This is a genomic window from Ruegeria sp. AL2 (genome assembly GCF_056540845.1).
In genome coordinates this window covers 738,794-755,015 of sequence record NZ_JBQFXM010000001.1, presented here as the reverse complement: position 1 = coordinate 755,015, position 16,222 = coordinate 738,794, and the positions used below count along the sequence as shown (strand labels likewise).

Genomic DNA, 16,222 nt, shown 5'->3' with positions numbered 1-16,222 from the left:
TTCCCCCCAACTTGCCGCAATCCCTATGCTTGCGTCCGGGCAAACCTGTATCAAACGCTCAATCTAACCAACAACACGGGATCTTCTCATGACTGAGGCAAACACCCGGCGCAGGGCGAGAGGTGGCGGTGGCGCTGCCCGCCGTGCCGAGCGGACTGCAGTTCGTATCGAGACCGCGAAATACATCGAACGCAACATTCCGAACTTCGAAATCCTCAACGAAGAGGCACTGGAGATCATTGAAAACAACGCGGAAACCGTGTTGGAAGAGATCGGTGTTAACTTTGTTGATAACCCTGCCGCTCTGGAACGCTGGCGCGACGCGGGTGCGGATATCGACGGTGAACGCGTGCGCATTCCGCGCGGCCTTGCTCGTGAGCTGATTAAAACAGCGCCCAGCGAGTTCACGCAACATGCCCGCAACCCCGAGAAGTCGGTCGTGATTGGTGGCCGGAACATGGTTCTGGCCCCGGTTTACGGCCCTCCTTTCGTGCGCGATGCACAAGGCGGCCGTCGTTACGCGACGATGGACGACTTCAACAAGTTCGTGAAACTTGCCTATATGTCCAAGTGGCTGCACCATTCGGGCGGTACGGTGTGTGAACCGACCGACATTCCGGTGAACAAGCGCCATCTGGATATGCTGAAGGCGCACATGACCCTGTCGGACAAGCCTTTCATGGGCTCGGTGACCGATCCCAGCCGGGCGCAGGATTCGGTTGAAATGTGCGAAATCCTGTTCGGTAAGGAATTCGTCCAGCAAAACACGGTGATGACGTCGCTGACCAACATCAACTCGCCGATGACATTCGACGATGTGATGATGGGCTCGCTGGAAGTCTATGCCCGCAACAATCAGGCCTGCATCATCTCGCCCTTTATTGTGGGCGGTGCGATGGCGCCGGTCTCGGTGGCCGGTACTTTGACCCAGGTTCTGGCCGAGGTTCTTGCCGGTGTGGCGTACAGCCAGATCGTCCGTCCTGGTGCTCCCGCGATCTTTGGGGCATTCGTGACCTCGATCGACATGAATTCTGGCGCGCCGACCTTCGGTACGCCGGAAGCTTCGCATATCACCTATGGCGCGGGTCAGCTGGCGCGGCGTCTGAACTTGCCGTATCGGTCCGCAGGGTCGTTCTGCGGCTCGAAACTTCCGGATGCGCAGGCGGCTTATGAGACAGCGAACTCGCTGAACATGGGTCTGTTGGCTGGCGTGAACTTCATGCTGCATGCCTGCGGCTGGCTGGAAGGTGGCCTGGTGGCCGACTTCGAGAAATTTGTTATGGATGCCGACCAGTTGGGCGTTTTGCATTCGCTGGCCAAGGGCGTGGCCTATGATGACAACGCGCAGGCCATGGATGCGATCCGGGAAGTTGGCCCCGGCGGGCACTATCTAGGATGCGCCCACACGCAGGCGAACTTCAAGGAATCGTTCTGGAAGTCCGATCTGCTGGACTACAAGCCATATGAAACCTGGCAGGAAGAAGGTGCGCGTGATACGCGGGCTCTGGCCTCTGTGCGGGTTGAACACCTGCTGGCGAATTATCAGCAACCGCATATGGAGCCGGATACAGCCGCAGCGCTGGAAGCCTATATCGCCGAGAAAAAGGCCTCCATGCCGGATGCGTTTTCCTAATTATTGAAGGACCGGGGCGCGGTTGGCCTGATACAGCCGCGCCTCACCCAACAGCGCGATAAGAATGTCGAGATGCCGGACCAGAGAGTATGCGGCATCATCTTCTTTGCGCAGTTCATTCACCTCTTTTTCCATCTCCATCAGTCGCAGTAGGGCCTGACCTGAACCCGGCAATGACCCGTATCCCAGAATACGTTGCAAATGCCTGTCCCGGTTGTACTCTCTCGCTCCGAAATTGGCGGCTCTTGCCAACATGCGTGGGCGGTGAAGCGTTGAGATCATTGTCATCAGGTCCTGCATCTTACGTGTCCTGTGTCTGAAGGTTTACCGGACTATTTAATGCACAACCTAAGCGGGTGTTGCCTGCGTAACAGCCTCTCCGAACGATGGTTTCACGACTGTTTATCTTTTTGAATCAAATCTGGTTCGTGCCTTGTGCGGTTAACGAACGAGTAACGAATGGACCTCTAGTTAGATTTGGTTAACCCGCTATCCGAGGGCGAAAAGTGACATTTTGTTTTGTCGACGAGGGCAAATAATCATGGAAAACAACATGGCTTTCACCATTCCGGCATGGGTTCCAGAGGGGGCGCAAAGATACCTTGCTCATACCGAAACCGGACGCTCGATCCGCGATATCGCGAGATCGGCAGGTTGCCATGCGTCAACCATCCTCCGGCAAATCCGGCGTATCGAGATGCGCCGTGACGATCCTTTGGTGGATGCGGCGTTGCAGTCGCTGGCAGAAACACATTTTTCCATGCCCGACGACGCAGGCGACTCGGTCGTGATCGCGGATGAAGCTGCCCAGGAAGAGGCGTTCGAAAGAGAGGCATTGCGCATTCTGCGCCGCCTGAGCGAGACAGGTTCGGTTCTTGCCGTGGCTGAAGAAATGGACAAAGCGGTAGTCGTTCGTGACACCGGCAACGCCGGAGCGACCAGAACCGCGGTCGTCGATTGCGAGATCGCTCAGGCTCTGGCCTTAAAGGGCTGGATTTCCTGCGATAACCCCGGTCGCATTTCACGGTATAGAATTTCTGCGGCTGGCCGAACGGCACTGAGCCACCTGATCGCAAAAGCGGAAAACAAGGCGCGGGTGGGGACCGAAGTCGGATTTGCCGAAGCTCAGTCGTTGTTTCAGGCAAAAACATCGGGTGGGGCGACTGACCGGATCAGGCGCATTCGCTATAGCGCCACGGAAAGCCCGTTGGTTGCCCTTGCACGCAGACGCGACCGCGATGGCAAGCCTTTTCTGGATGAATCGCTTGTCAGCGCAGGAGAGCGGTTGCGCGAAGATTTCGAGTTGGCGCAGATTGGTCCTCAGGTTTCACAGAACTGGGAGCGGTTTCTAACGGCTGGTGGCCGCAGCAGTTATGACAGTGAAAGCCACGGAGGAAAGGGATCATCGGATGCGCGGGACCGCGTGGCGCGGGCCCTGTCTGACCTTGGCCCCGGACTAAGTGATGTTGCCCTGCGGTGTTGTTGCTATCTCGAAGGGTTGGAACTGGCGGAAAAACGCATGGGTTGGTCGGCACGATCCGGAAAGATTGTTCTGCGGATCGCGTTACAACGGCTGAAACGTCACTATCGGGATCAGGTTGAACGCGACCGCATGATTGGCTGAAGGTACAAAAAAAGGCCCGTTAAAACGGGCCTTTTTTCGTCTTGTTATTACTCAAGCCAGTTCGGGTTCTGCCATCGCCTGAAGATGTTTCATCAGGTTTTCGGGCGAAGACACGCCATAGGGATCTTCGGGGCAGTTATCCATCAGGCCAGGTTCTTCGAACCAGGCTTCGACAACACCGTCGTTTACGATGGCAGCATAGCGCCATGACCGCATGCCAAAGCCCAGATTGTCCTTGTCAACCAACATACCCATTTTACGGGTGAATTCGCCCGATCCATCCGGAATGACCTTGACGTTGGTCAGGCCCTGATCTTGCGCCCATTTGTTCATCACAAAGCTGTCGTTGACAGACATGCAGTAGATTTCATCGACACCCTGGGCAATGAAATCGCCATATCCGTTTTCAAAGCCGGGCAGTTGATATGTCGAACAGGTGGGCGTGAACGCGCCGGGCAATGAGAACAGGATCACGCGTTTTCCGGCAAAATAGTCAGCGGTGGTCTTGTCTTCCCAACGGAATGGGTTTGTTCCTTCGATTGAGTCATCGCGGACACGGGTGTGAAAGGTCACGTTGGGCAGTATTGCGCCGGATTTCATGTTCAAGCTCCTGTGATTCACCTGTGATTTTGCCGTGACTTAAAACAGTTCTAAACTGCCTTCAATCGACGATATGCCGCATTTTGAATTAATAACCTCTTCTCATTACTCATTGAAAACATGCGGTGAAACGGATTTTTACAATCTCGTTTTCGCTCATGCGCGGCGGCGTTGCATAGCGGCTATGCGCCGCTGGTGTAACACTGCACATCTGTTTATGTTATGAGCGACAAGATTGACCTAAAGTCAGGAATATTGCCCGTGCGAGATCTGAAGATCCCCGAACAGCGCCATCCGGAAAAAGCGCACCGCCCGGATAATGCGCAGCCCAAGAAACCGAACTGGATCAGGGTCAAGGCACCCGGCGGCAAAGGTTATGCAGATACGCGCCGGATCATGCGCGACAATAATCTGGTCACAGTCTGCGAAGAGGCGGGATGCCCCAATGTCGGCGAATGCTGGAGCCAGGGCCACGCCACCATGATGATCATGGGCGAGATCTGTACCCGTGGCTGCACATTCTGCAATATCGCTACTGGCCGCCCAGACGACCTTGACGCCTTTGAACCCGGCCGGGTGGCACATGCGGTCGAAAAACTTGGCCTGAACCATGTGGTTATCACCTCCGTTGATCGGGATGATCTGAGTGATGGCGGTGCCGAGCATTTTGCTCAGACCATCCGCGCGGTGCGGCACCGCTCTCCCAAAACCACGATCGAGATTCTGACGCCCGATTTTCTGAAATGCGATGCTGACGTTCTGGAAATTGTGGTTCAGGCAAAGCCGGACGTTTTCAATCATAATCTGGAAACCGTACCGGGTTTGTACCCCGAGGTTCGCCCCGGCGCGCGGTACTTCCATTCACTGCGTCTTTTGCAGCGGGTGAAAGAACTTGATCCGTCGATCTTTACCAAGTCTGGCATCATGGTTGGGCTTGGCGAAAACGAACAGCAGGTGCGTCAGGTCATGGATGACATGCGCGCGGCGGATATCGATTTTCTGACGATTGGCCAGTATCTGCAACCAACACCGAAACACCACGGTGTTGATCGTTTCGTGACACCCGACGAGTTCGCGTCATACGAAAAGGCAGCTTACGGCAAAGGCTTTCTGATGGTATCTGCGTCGCCGTTGACCCGGTCTTCCTATCACGCTGGTGATGATTTTGCCCGGCTGCGCGCGGCGCGTCTAGAAAAGCTGCAACACGCGTGACACCTGATCAGATCGCGCGACTGACCTATCTGCGCCACGAGCTGCATCAACAACCTGAACTTTCGGGACAGGAAGAGAGTACCGCAGCACGGTTGGCTGAACTTCTGCGCGACGCAGGCGCTGACCATGTCCTGACCGGAATAGGTGGGCACGGGATTGCCGCCGTTTTCGAAAGTGGCCAACCTGGTCCCACCCTGGGCATTCGCTGCGAACTGGATGGGTTGCCGATCCAGGAGTTGGCGGACCATTCCTATGTATCACAGGTCGCGGGCAAAGGTCATTTATGCGGCCACGACGGGCATATGACTATGGTTCTGGGCGTAGCAGACGGGTTGAAACATCACCGCCCCAAGAAGGGCCGCGTCGTATTGATCTTCCAGCCAGCAGAAGAGACCGGCCATGGTGCAATCGCTTTCCGGGCTGATCCCCAGTTCGCCGGGGTTGCGCCCGACCTCGTACTGTCTTTGCACAACTTACCAGGACTGGAGTTGGGCGCGGTCGAAATTTGTGACGGTCCTTCTAACTGTGCCTCACGCGGGATGCAGATTGTTTTGACTGGAAAGACGTCGCATGCCGCTGCTCCGCAAGATGGGGTGTCACCTGCCAGTGCGCTGGCAAGTCTGATGCCGGCTTTGACCGCGTTAGGTGGCGGAGGGGATCTGAATGACGACTACGCATTGACCACCGTCACACATGCCACGTTGGGTGAGCGCGCGGTCGGAGTAGCACCGGGGCAGGCCGAGCTGTGGGTGACGCTTCGCACAGTCACGGACGCGCGAATGGCGCAGCTGATCAGCGACGCTGAATCGTTGGTCCACGAAACGGCCAAAGCCGAAGGGCTGGCGGTCGAAATCAGTTATGACGAAGTGTTTGAGGCTTGTGCCAATCACCCGGAAGCAGTTTCGATCCTGTCCAAGGCCTGCACGGAGCAGGGCGTTTTTTGCAGATTGGTCGATCAGCCACAGCGGTTTTCAGAAGATTTCGGCCAGTTTGGAAAAAGCGCGAAAACCGCCATGTTCTGGTTGGGGTCGGGAAGTGACCAACCCCAGTTGCACAACCCGGACTATGATTTCCCGGATGCGCTTATTCCGATTGGGACCGGGATATTTCTGAGGGCCATCGAAGCTGTGTTAGGCCGCGACTGCTAGGACCGAGGCTTTCAATTCATCAGATCGCCAACGATTCCAACAGCTTCTATTACAGTCTTCGTATCATCTGATATCGAGATTATTTCGTCGTCGACCCGAATATACCGTTGCCCCGGCTTCAGCGGTTTGAGCTTCCAGTTGTCGAGGTCGTCAACATAGTCAAAACGCAGGTCGTCCGGTAATTTCTGACCTCGGGTGTATCGTTTGATTTGACCGGGCGGAACAGCCTTGCCGTTTGACTTAATGGATTTCTCTACTTTGGTTTTGTTGGCACCTTGTCCTTTGCCCTTGTTGTCTTTTGCATATGACGCGCTTGCAAGGGAGACGATCACCAAAAAGACGCCCGCTATCGAGATAAGACGCTTCATCAAAAATCCTCCTGTGACTACCTGAAAGGTAAAGCGACGAGGCGATGGTTGTCCATTGATATTCTAAATAATGAATTTTTAATCGGGTCTGAGTACGAGGCCGGAAAAGGCCCGCTCGGGCTATTCGTCCGTAAAGCGGACTTTGCCAATATAGGGCAGGTTGCGATTGCGTTGAGCATAGTCAATTCCATAACCCACGACAAATTCGTCGGGTATCTCAAAACCGATCCAGTCTGATCGAAAATCCACTTCGCGGCGGCTCGGCTTGTCCAGCAAGGCAATGGATTTCAGGCGCGCGGGGTTACGGCTTTGCAGCAACTTGGTGACATGGTTCAACGTATGGCCTGTGTCAACGATATCCTCGACAACCAGCACGTCGCGCCCTTCAATTGCGCCGCGTAAGTCTTTGAGAATGCGAACTTCCCTGCTGCTTTCCATCGCGTCTCCGTAAGATGATGCTTCAAGGAAATCCACCTCGATCGGAAGGTCAAGTTCGCGCACAAGGTCGGCGATGAAAACAAAGCTGCCGCGCAGCAGACCCACGACCACCAGCTTGTCTGTTTCTTTGAACTCTGCCGAAATGTCGCGACACAGCTCCTCGATTCGAGCGGCGATGGCCTTTGCCGAGATCATCTCATCTATCACATATGCGCGGTCAGTCATCGCAGCCCCCTTGATCTTTGGCGCGCAACATACGACATGACGCGCCATTGTCACCTGCAAATACCGGACCTCATGCCTATCCATTCGGAAACCCGCCACCTGCCGTATACAGCCCAGCAGATGTACGACCTGGTTGCCGATGTGGCCAAGTACCCCCAATTTCTGCCGTGGTGCGCTGCTGCCCGCATTCGCAAGACCTATGCGATGGAAGAGGCTGAGGTGATGGAGGCTGATCTGATCATCTCGTTCAAGGTTTTCCGGGAACGATTTGGCAGCAAGGTAACCCTGTTTGCGGATCAAAAGAAAATCGACACCGAATACCTGGACGGCCCCTTCAAATACATGAAATCCGACTGGCAGTTCGAGGACGCGCCTGATGGGGGCTGCAACGTCTCGTTCCATGTGGATTTCGAATTCAAGAACGCCATCCTGCAAGGGATTATCGGTGTGGTTTTCAACGAAGCCATGCATCGGATCGTGCGCGCGTTCGAGGCGCGCGCGCAAGAACTCTACAGCTAGGTCTTTACCCTTGTCAGGCGCACGCTAGACTACGCGCATGACGGAATTTACAGTATCATTGGCCGCTTTTGCGGCAGGGCCGATTTCTACGTCGTCTCAGGCGCGAATCGTCACATCGCTATCTGTTCTTGACTGGGTCGCTGTGGGCCGGGCAGGCGCGCGCGAACCCGTCTCAACCACGGTTCGCGACATGATACTTTCCGAGGGCGGGAACCCTCAGTCGCATCTCTTTGGCGGCGGCCCGGCGCCGCTACGTGGTGCGGCGTTGGTGAATGGCACGGTGTCTCACGCGCTGGATTACGATGACACGCATTTCGCCCATATCGGGCATCCTTCCGTCGCCATTTTGCCTGCAGCCCTTGCGGTGGCCGAATGGGATGACCGTATTCTTGTCGACTTTCTCGAAGCCGCTTTGGTGGGTATGGAAACCTCAATCCGAATTGGCTTGTGGCTGGGGCGCGGTCACTATCAGGCAGGGTTTCACCAGACGGCGACATCCGGTGCCTTTGGGGCGGCAGTCGCTGTTGGCCGTTTGCTGGGTTTTGACGCAAACCAGATGCGAATGGTTCTGGGTCTGACGGCGACGCGTGCGGCGGGGCTGAAGGCGCAGTTCGGAACCATGGGCAAGCCGTATAACGCCGGACTTGCCGCTTCAGCAGGGGTCGAGACGGCCTTGCTGGTACAGCGCGGTTTTCAGGCCAACGCCGACGCGCTGGAGGGTCCTTATGGATTTGGGGCAACGCATCAAGGTGCAGCGGATCAAACAGCTCTGGATGGGTTGGGCGATGAATGGCTGTTTGAAACGGTCAGCCACAAGTTTCACGCCTGTTGCCACGGTCTTCACGCCGCTCTGGAAGCCGCGCGGGAGTTGGACATAGCGGAGCCAGAGGTCGCCGAGATCCAGATTAAGACTCATCCGCGCTGGATGAGTGTGTGCAATCAACTGTCACCGACAACCGGACTGGGGGCCAAGTTTTCCTATCGGACAGTGATCGCGATGCAGGCGCTGGGATATGATACGGCTTTGCCAGGTAGTTTCACCGACAAGGTCTGCGTCGACCCGCGTATAACGTCTTTGCGCAACCGCATCACGGTCGAGGCAGATGACAGCCTGTCAGAAACGCAGGCGCATCTGTCCCTGCTGCGTCGAGATGGCATTCGCCGCGAAGCGACGCATGATCTGCTGAACCCAATGTCGTTGTCGGACCGTGAGGATCGCGTGCGCGACAAAGCGACCAAGCTGATCGGTGCGGATGAGGCGGACACGATCTGGTCGATGCTGCGCACCGGGGGACGTGCCCGCGATCTGGCCGAACGTATGGCGGGTTAAGCCACGCACCAGTGCAACGGAAAGCCCGGGTCAAACACAGTCACTGGTCCATCGCCTGTTTCAATCTTTGAGGGATACGAAACGGGCTCACCCTTGGTCAGGGTAATCATATCCTGGTTCACCGGTAAGCGATAGAAACCCGGCCCGTTGAGCGACACGAAGCCTTCCAGCTTTTCCAATGCACCTTCCCGGTCAAACATTTCAGCCACCAGAGACATGGTGTTGGTCGCCGTAAAACAGCCCGCACAGCCACAAGCCATTTCCTTGTTTGCATCCGTGTGCGGGGCACTGTCCGTGCCCAGAAAAAACCGCGCATCGCCCGATGTTGCGGCGGATAGCAGGGCCAGACGGTGTTCCTCGCGCTTGGCAACAGGAAGGCAATAGTAATGCGGTTTGATGCCACCAACCAGGATATGGTTGCGGTTGATAATCAAGTGATGCGCCGTGATCGTTGCACCCAGATCAACCGCGTTGGCTTTGACATAATCCACACCATTGGACGTGGTGATATGTTCCATCACAACACGCAGGCCCGGAGTCGATCTGCGGATCGGATCCAGAACACGGTCGATGAACACGGCTTCGCGGTCAAATATGTCAATCTCGGAATCCGTCACCTCGCCATGCACACACATGGGCAGGCCGATTTCGGCCATCTTCTCAAGCACCGGGCGCACTTTGTCGAAGTCGCGCACACCCGAGGCGGAGTTGGTGGTAGCCCCGGCAGGATACAGCTTGACGGCTTTGATCAGACCGCTGGCATGGGCCGCTGCGACATCTGCGGCATCTGTATCTTCGGTCAGATACAGGGTCATCAACGGCTCGAACGTCATACCATCGGGCAGAGCCGCCATAATGCGGTCTCGATAGGCGGCGGCCTGATCGCCGCGCACAACCGGCGGTACAAGGTTCGGCATAATGATCGCACGCGCGAAATGGCGCGCGGTTTCGGGCAGGACGGCCTGTAGCATCGCGCCATCGCGCAGATGCAGATGCCAGTCGTCGGGGCGGCGGAGCGTAAGGGTGTCGGTCATGGCCTTCCGCTAGCATAGCTGTTGCGAAAGACCAACTGCGTCCGCGCAAGGCACAAAAAAAATCTTGTCAACCGACCTGAACGTCGTAGCTCTGTCCAAGGTTGAGGCCTTGACGCCCAGACACTTGCATGACCTGTTTATCCCTAAAGCAGAGAGGGGTTCCATGACACAGCCAGATTCCATCGATGCCGTGCAGCAGATGCTGGGTCGTCAGGGCTATGTCTGCGGTCGCGCCCTTGCGACGGTTGTGTTCCTGTCGCTGAAGCTTGGACGCCCGTTGTTCCTGGAAGGCGAAGCAGGGGTTGGAAAGACCGAGATCGCCAAGGCTCTGGCATCCGGGTTGAACCGGCGCCTGATCCGGTTGCAGTGCTACGAAGGGCTGGATGCGTCCTCTGCCGTTTACGAATGGAACTTTCCGGCGCAGATGGTCGCGATCCGAACGGCCGAGGCCGCGGGTGGGGCCGACCGGGGCGCGTTGCAGACTGAACTGTTCTCGGACGAATACCTGATCGAACGCCCCTTGTTGCAGGCGATGCGCCCGGACGAAAACGGAGCGCCAGTTCTGCTGATTGACGAATTGGACCGGACCGATGAACCGTTTGAAGCGTTTCTGCTCGAAGCGCTCAGTGACTTTCAGGTCACCATCCCCGAACTTGGCACTATAAAAGCACCTGAACCACCCATCGTGATTGTCACCTCGAACCGGACGCGGGAAGTGCATGATGCTCTCAAGCGCCGTTGCCTCTATCATTGGGTAGATTACCCCGACTTCGAGCGTGAGATCGAAATCCTGCACGCCCGTGCGCCTGAAGCTGCGGAATCACTCAGTCGCGAGGTTGTAGCCTTTGTTCAGCGTTTGCGCACCGAGGATTTGTTCAAGAAACCCGGCGTGGCTGAGACCATTGACTGGGCGAAATGCCTGTTGGCGCTGGATGTGATGAACCTCAGCCCCGAGGTGATCGGGGATACGCTGGGTGCAATCCTGAAATATCAGGACGACATTCAAAAACTTCAGGGGTCCGAGGCAAAACGCATCCTCGACGAGGCCAAGGCCACGCTCGAACCGGTCTGATGTTTCATCTTTTTCCAAATACTCCGGGGGTATGGGGGCAGAGCCCCCGTAACGTCTGATGGCCGAACAACTTCCGCTGGATATACCCGACAACCCAAAGCTGGCGCACAACATCACCCATTTTGCCCGCGCACTCAGAAAGGCTGGGCTGCCAATCGGACCCGGTCGCGTGATCGACGCTATTCGTGCCGTGCAGGCGGCAGGTTTTTCCGAGAAACAGGATTTCTACTGGACCTTACACGCCTGTTTCGTGAACCGCCCGGAACACCGCGTGATTTTTGCGCAAGTCTTCCGAATGTACTGGCGAGACCCGCGTTACATGGAACACATGATGGCGATGATGCTTCCTGCAATTCGGGGCGTTCAGGAGGAGCGCAAGGCCGACGCCGGTGAAAAGCGCGCGGCTGAGGCACTGCTGGACGGGGTTGAGCGTGATTTGCCGGACGCTGCCGGGCAAGAGGAAGGCGAAACCGAGATCGAAATCGACGCGACCCAGACCGCCTCATCCGAGGAACGGCTGCGCAATCTGGACTTCGAGCAGATGAGCACGGCCGAAATCGCGCAGGCCAAGCGCGTATTGGCGCGGATGACACTGCCGGTAAAGCCAATTGAATCACGCCGCGGGCAGACAAGTCATTTGGGGCACCGCATCGACCGTGCCCGCACATTGCGCGCGGCCATGCGGCAAGGGGGTGAGTTGCGCGAAATTGCCAGGCTACAGCCCAAACTACGCTGGCCAAATCTTGTCGCACTTTGCGATATTTCCGGCTCGATGAGCCAGTACAGTCGGATCATCCTGCATTTCCTGCATTCAGTGTCCAACGCCAAGGGAGCGGGTTGGGCCAAGGTCCATGCCTTCACATTCGGCACACGCCTCACCAACATAACGCGCCACCTGCACCAACGGGATGTAGACGCGGCACTTGCCGCAGCAGGGGCCGAGGCGCAGGATTGGGAGGGCGGCACGCGTATCGGAGAGTGCCTGCATCAATTCAATAGGGACTGGTCACGCCGGGTGATGGGGCAGGGGGCGGTTGTTCTGTTGATCACAGACGGGCTCGAGCGGGGTGATCCCGAGCTCCTCAGGAAAGAGATCGAGCGTCTGCACCTGTCCTCAAAACGCCTGATCTGGTTGAATCCCTTGTTGCGTTGGGACGGGTTCGCGCCCAGGGCGCAAGGGGTTGCCGCGATGCTACCGCATGTTGACAGTTTTCGCGCAGGGCATTCGATTGCCTCACTCGAAGACTTGGCCGCAGCGATTTCACAACCCGACGATGAGGGGCAGAAAGCACGGCTGATGGCCGCGCTTTCCGACTAGCAGCTTACGACAGCTGTTCTTCATTGCACTTGCGGGCCATCTCCATGGCTTTGTAAGTGCCTGTCAGATCGACGGTGAAGGCGTAGGATGTCTCGGGAAACACGATCATGACCTTCTTCTTGGCCAGATCATCCGCGAACTGTGGGCTGTCCGACAGAACATAACCACCGGAATAGCCTTTGGTGATGTTACCTTTCATGCCGGTCGCTTCACCCAGATATATGTTGTCGCCCAGCAGGATGGCGACTTCTTGCGTCTCGCCACGTTTGATATCGGTTTCAGCCTTGGTGAAGATGCCGACATATCCCACGCCACGATCTTCGGTCAGGCCCATCTGAACGACGTTTTCCGCATCATCCACCGCCTCGATCAGGCAGGATTTCTTTTCAGTGTCGATGAAGACTTTCCAGCCTTCAACCTCTCCATAGCGTTGGAATGTGTCAGCCCACGCTGCGGTTGAAGTCAAAAGACCAACTGCCGCGCCCAATGCAAGAATACGTTTCAACTGCATGTCTCCGATCTATGATTTGTATGGTATGCAAGCCAGACCTGAAGTCGGTTGCCTGCACAGGCTAGAACTCGGGTCACAAACAATCAATGCTATGATTTGTTGAATATGGCTCGGGCAATGGCGTTGCCTTATGGGGTTCAATATAGACCTTTTGGTAAGCCTGATGCGCTTTTCATCACGCAATTCCCGCTTATGTTGGTGTCATAGGTCATCCGGAGGTTCCGATGGAACGATTCGACAACAGTCCTGAAACGGCGCTTGACTGGCACCGCAGCGGGCGCGGCGCGGCGCTCGCTACAGTTGTCGAAACCTGGGGCAGTGCACCGCGGCGGGTGGGATCCCAATTGGTGATTGGTGGCGATGGTCGGATAGAAGGTTCCGTTTCTGGTGGATGTGTCGAAGGTGCTGTTATCGTCGAGGCGCTTGAAGCCATTGATGAAGGCGAAGCGCGTTTGCTTGAATTCGGGATCAGTGACGACGATGCTTTCGCGGTTGGTTTGGCCTGTGGGGGGACTATACGCATTCTTGTCGAACCCATAGGAGAAGTCCTGCCCGAATCTATGTTGGCGGAACTGGTTGCCGCTCGGGCCGCTCGTGAGCCCGTTGCCTACGAAGTCAATGTCGAGACCGGGCGCAGGGCGTTGCGCCGCAATGCTTATGCCGACAGGCTGCGTATGGATCGGTCAGGGTTCGAAGAGGATGGCCAGACCTTTGTCGCAGTACATAACCCACCGCTGAGGTTGCTGGTCGTTGGGGCGGTTCACATCGCGCAGGCTCTGGTGCCGATGGCGCGGATTGCGGGCTATGATCCAACCATTATCGACCCGCGTGACGCCTTTGCGTCCAGAGCACGTTTTCCCGGTGAAACGATCCTGACGGATTGGCCGGATGAAGCCGTTGCGAAGCTGGGACTGGACGCGCGGACCGCTATTGTCCTGCTGACACATGACCCAAAACTTGACGATCCGGCGCTACAAGCCGCGTTGGCCGCCGATGTGTTCTATATCGGTGCATTGGGGTCAACACGCACCCATGCCAAGCGCATTGAGCGTATGAAAGCGGCGGGTTTTACCGATGCGCAAATCTCTGGCATTCATGGGCCCATTGGCCTGGATATCGGGGCCGCCGGTCCCTCGGAAATCGCGGTTGCGATACTGGCGCAGATCACTGCAGTTCTGCGAGGGAAAGCATGAAATTTGGGCCTGTGCCGGTGTCCCAGGCAGAGGGGGCCATTCTGGCGCATTCGGTTACAGCGGATGGGCGAAAGCTTCGCAAGGGGCTTGAATTGCGCTCGGAACATGTGGCGCAACTGGAAAAGGCTGGTCTAAGCGAGGTCATTGTTGCCCGACTGGATTCCGGCGATTGCCACGAAGATCAGGCGGCACGTAAGCTGGCGTCTGCGCTGGCACCTGATCCGGCATCAGCCAACTTGCGGGTTACCGAGGCATTTACCGGGCGGGTAAACCTTTTGGCCGACGGGCCTGGGGTTGCCGTGCTCGATGTTCGTGCACTTGAATTGTTCAATCTGGTCAATCCAATGATTACCGTTGCGACCGTTCCGCAGTACCAGCAAATGGGTGCGAACGGCATGGTGGCGACCATTAAGGTCATCTCATATGCCGTGCCAGAGGCTGATGTTCAGCGCGCCGCCGGGCTGGCACAAGGAGCTGTGCGTCTGGCGCGGCCTGTTCATCGGACAGCCGGTCTTGTTGTAACGGAAATTCCCGGTGGTCCACCGAACGAAAAGGGGATTGCGGCCATTCGGGGACGGGTCGAGGCATTGGGAATGGAGCTTGCGGAGGTGCAGATTGTTCCGCATCGAACAGATTCCTTGACCAGCGCGATTTCTATGGGGAAAGGCGATCTTCTGATGATATTGACGGGATCGGCCACCTCGGATCCCAACGATGTCGCACCGTCGGCCGTTCGGCTGGCTGGCGGGACGATTGATCGCTTTGGTATGCCGGTTGATCCGGGAAACCTGCTGTTTCTTGGGGACTTGCAGGGCCGACCTGTGATCGGCTTGCCGGGATGCGCGCGCTCTCCGGCGTTGAATGGGGCGGATTGGGTGCTGTCGCGTGTCGCATGCGGGATTGAAACAACAGGCGCCGATATTGCCGGAATGGGGGTTGGCGGATTGTTGAAGGAAATCCCGACCAGACCTCAGCCGCGGGCGAAAAGAAACGACTGACCGCCGCCAAGGTCCGCGATATGGCGTATCACACCGTACTTGCGGCCAATGTATTATTGATATTCTAGGGTTTTCTCATCCTTGGCAATACGCCGGGCCGCCAATACGCGCCGGTGTCCTCCCGGGCTTTTTGAAACTGTTCGACCCTATCCCGTGCGGCGTCTCCTCCTGCATCAAAGAGATGTCCGAGCAGGCATTCCAGAACCGCCATCGCGCCAGAAAAGCTAGAAAACGGATGTAAAGTGCGGGTGCTGACGGGCAGAACGACATCCGGGTTGACGCCGGGTGCAATCACCTCGCTATCCGACAGCAACACAATCTTCATGGCCCGGTCGCGGGCAAAACGCATTGAATGGATCGTATCTGCGGAATAGGGATGGACGGTGATGGCAAACAAACAATCCTCGGACGTGGCCTCGACCAGGTCATCGACAGCCGAGCCCATGTGTCTTGGTATCAGCTGTAATCCGGGATGGGCCATGCGGCCGGCGTAGTGAAAATAATAGGCCAGCGCATGACTGGACCTTGTGGCGGTCACATAACAACGACGTGCAGACACCATGTATTCAACGGCACGCTTGGCCAATTGCGGCTCCATCAGGCGCAGGGATCGGGACACAACATTCATCTCATTGCGCGCAAATCTGGCCTGTGCGTCATTGAAAGGGTCTTGTCTGGGTGACGTGGTTAACCATTCCTGACCAATCCTGTCTTCACTGTCGGTTGTGAGAGCAAGGCGAAATGGGTGGCGAAAGGCGTCAAAACTGTCGAAACCCATACGCTGCGCCAGTCGAACAAGAACACTGGTGCTGATGCCGATCCGGTCGGCTGTCGCTCGGACCGGGTTCAGGCCGAAATCACCGGGATGGTCGATGATATATTTCGCCGCGACTTGCATCTGCGCTGGCATTCCGTCGATCTCGCGTCGGATTTGGCTGGTCAAGGCTGTAAGGGTGGGTGTCATACCAAAAAGAAACATATGTTTTCTTTTGTGTAAAT

The 16,222-nt window shown here is 56.7% G+C and carries 17 protein-coding genes; 10 read left to right on the top strand and 7 right to left on the bottom strand.

Annotated features, from left to right (window positions below):
- Positions 1-88: 88 nt before the first annotated feature.
- Positions 89-1,633: a trimethylamine methyltransferase family protein gene (locus tag ACR0ID_RS03805; protein ID WP_480472461.1), complete on the top strand. Its 1,545-nt coding sequence runs from the start codon at positions 89-91 to the stop codon at positions 1,631-1,633.
- Here ACR0ID_RS03805 and ACR0ID_RS03800 read toward each other — a convergent pair whose 3' ends face one another.
- Positions 1,634-1,933 (bottom strand): DUF6477 family protein, encoded by a 300-nt coding sequence (locus tag ACR0ID_RS03800; RefSeq protein WP_480472463.1) that lies wholly within the window; start codon positions 1,931-1,933, stop codon positions 1,634-1,636.
- A 241-nt stretch (positions 1,934-2,174) separates the two neighbouring features.
- Between ACR0ID_RS03800 and ACR0ID_RS03795 the strand changes: the two genes are divergently transcribed.
- Positions 2,175-3,257: a DUF6456 domain-containing protein gene (locus ACR0ID_RS03795; protein ID WP_480603821.1), complete on the top strand. Its 1,083-nt coding sequence runs from the start codon at positions 2,175-2,177 to the stop codon at positions 3,255-3,257.
- 51 nt (positions 3,258-3,308) lie between these two features.
- Here ACR0ID_RS03795 and ACR0ID_RS03790 read toward each other — a convergent pair whose 3' ends face one another.
- On the bottom strand, positions 3,309-3,857 hold the full coding sequence (locus ACR0ID_RS03790; RefSeq protein ID WP_480603819.1) for a redoxin family protein: 549 nt from the start codon (positions 3,855-3,857) through the stop codon (positions 3,309-3,311).
- A 261-nt stretch (positions 3,858-4,118) separates the two neighbouring features.
- Here ACR0ID_RS03790 and lipA point away from each other — a divergent pair, with 261 nt between their 5' ends.
- Positions 4,119-5,069 carry a lipoyl synthase gene (gene lipA, locus ACR0ID_RS03785; RefSeq protein WP_480472469.1) on the top strand — a complete coding sequence of 317 codons (951 nt, stop codon included), beginning with the start codon at positions 4,119-4,121 and terminating at the stop codon, positions 5,067-5,069.
- Entirely contained in the window at positions 5,066-6,217 is a 1,152-nt protein-coding gene (locus ACR0ID_RS03780; RefSeq protein ID WP_480603816.1) for an amidohydrolase, read from the top strand. The genes lipA and ACR0ID_RS03780 overlap by 4 nt, the downstream gene beginning before the upstream one ends.
- Positions 6,218-6,228: 11 nt before the next feature.
- On the opposite strand, the gene ACR0ID_RS03775 is transcribed toward ACR0ID_RS03780, so the two are convergent.
- Entirely contained in the window at positions 6,229-6,585 is a 357-nt protein-coding gene (locus tag ACR0ID_RS03775) for a hypothetical protein (RefSeq protein WP_480553359.1), read from the bottom strand.
- A gap of 120 nt (positions 6,586-6,705) precedes the next feature.
- Positions 6,706-7,248 carry a hypoxanthine phosphoribosyltransferase gene (hpt, locus tag ACR0ID_RS03770; protein ID WP_480516838.1) on the bottom strand — a complete coding sequence of 181 codons (543 nt, stop codon included), beginning with the start codon at positions 7,246-7,248 and terminating at the stop codon, positions 6,706-6,708.
- Between the two features lie 72 nt (positions 7,249-7,320).
- Here hpt and ACR0ID_RS03765 point away from each other — a divergent pair, with 72 nt between their 5' ends.
- Together ACR0ID_RS03765 and ACR0ID_RS03760 are read left to right on the top strand one after the other, a co-directional pair.
- The gene (locus tag ACR0ID_RS03765; protein WP_480553360.1) at positions 7,321-7,767 is read left to right on the top strand and encodes a type II toxin-antitoxin system RatA family toxin; all 447 of its coding nucleotides are present in this window, start codon (positions 7,321-7,323) and stop codon (positions 7,765-7,767) included.
- A 37-nt stretch (positions 7,768-7,804) separates the two neighbouring features.
- The gene (locus ACR0ID_RS03760) at positions 7,805-9,097 is read left to right on the top strand and encodes an MmgE/PrpD family protein (protein ID WP_480603812.1); all 1,293 of its coding nucleotides are present in this window, start codon (positions 7,805-7,807) and stop codon (positions 9,095-9,097) included.
- On the opposite strand, the gene pyrC is transcribed toward ACR0ID_RS03760, so the two are convergent.
- Positions 9,094-10,131: a dihydroorotase gene (gene pyrC, locus ACR0ID_RS03755; RefSeq protein WP_480603809.1), complete on the bottom strand. Its 1,038-nt coding sequence runs from the start codon at positions 10,129-10,131 to the stop codon at positions 9,094-9,096. The genes ACR0ID_RS03760 and pyrC overlap by 4 nt on opposite strands.
- A 163-nt stretch (positions 10,132-10,294) precedes the next feature.
- Here pyrC and ACR0ID_RS03750 point away from each other — a divergent pair, with 163 nt between their 5' ends.
- Positions 10,295-11,203, top strand: a complete 909-nt coding sequence (locus ACR0ID_RS03750) for an AAA family ATPase (protein WP_480603806.1) — start codon at positions 10,295-10,297, stop codon at positions 11,201-11,203.
- A gap of 58 nt (positions 11,204-11,261) precedes the next feature.
- Positions 11,262-12,521, top strand: coding sequence for a vWA domain-containing protein (locus tag ACR0ID_RS03745; RefSeq protein ID WP_480553363.1), 1,260 nt, complete (start codon positions 11,262-11,264; stop codon positions 12,519-12,521).
- Positions 12,522-12,525: 4 nt separating this feature from the next.
- On the opposite strand, the gene ACR0ID_RS03740 is transcribed toward ACR0ID_RS03745, so the two are convergent.
- Complete coding sequence (locus ACR0ID_RS03740; RefSeq protein ID WP_480472487.1) at positions 12,526-13,032, bottom strand: hypothetical protein; 507 nt, start codon at positions 13,030-13,032, stop codon at positions 12,526-12,528.
- A 224-nt stretch (positions 13,033-13,256) separates the two neighbouring features.
- Between ACR0ID_RS03740 and ACR0ID_RS03735 the strand changes: the two genes are divergently transcribed.
- Together ACR0ID_RS03735 and ACR0ID_RS03730 are read left to right on the top strand one after the other, a co-directional pair.
- Positions 13,257-14,225, top strand: a complete 969-nt coding sequence (locus ACR0ID_RS03735; protein ID WP_480516848.1) for an XdhC family protein — start codon at positions 13,257-13,259, stop codon at positions 14,223-14,225.
- Positions 14,222-15,223, top strand: coding sequence for a molybdopterin-binding protein (locus ACR0ID_RS03730; RefSeq protein ID WP_480603802.1), 1,002 nt, complete (start codon positions 14,222-14,224; stop codon positions 15,221-15,223). The genes ACR0ID_RS03735 and ACR0ID_RS03730 overlap by 4 nt, the downstream gene beginning before the upstream one ends.
- A gap of 64 nt (positions 15,224-15,287) precedes the next feature.
- On the opposite strand, the gene ACR0ID_RS03725 is transcribed toward ACR0ID_RS03730, so the two are convergent.
- Positions 15,288-16,202, bottom strand: coding sequence for a MurR/RpiR family transcriptional regulator (locus ACR0ID_RS03725; RefSeq protein ID WP_480603799.1), 915 nt, complete (start codon positions 16,200-16,202; stop codon positions 15,288-15,290).
- Between the last annotated feature and the right edge of the window lie 20 nt (positions 16,203-16,222).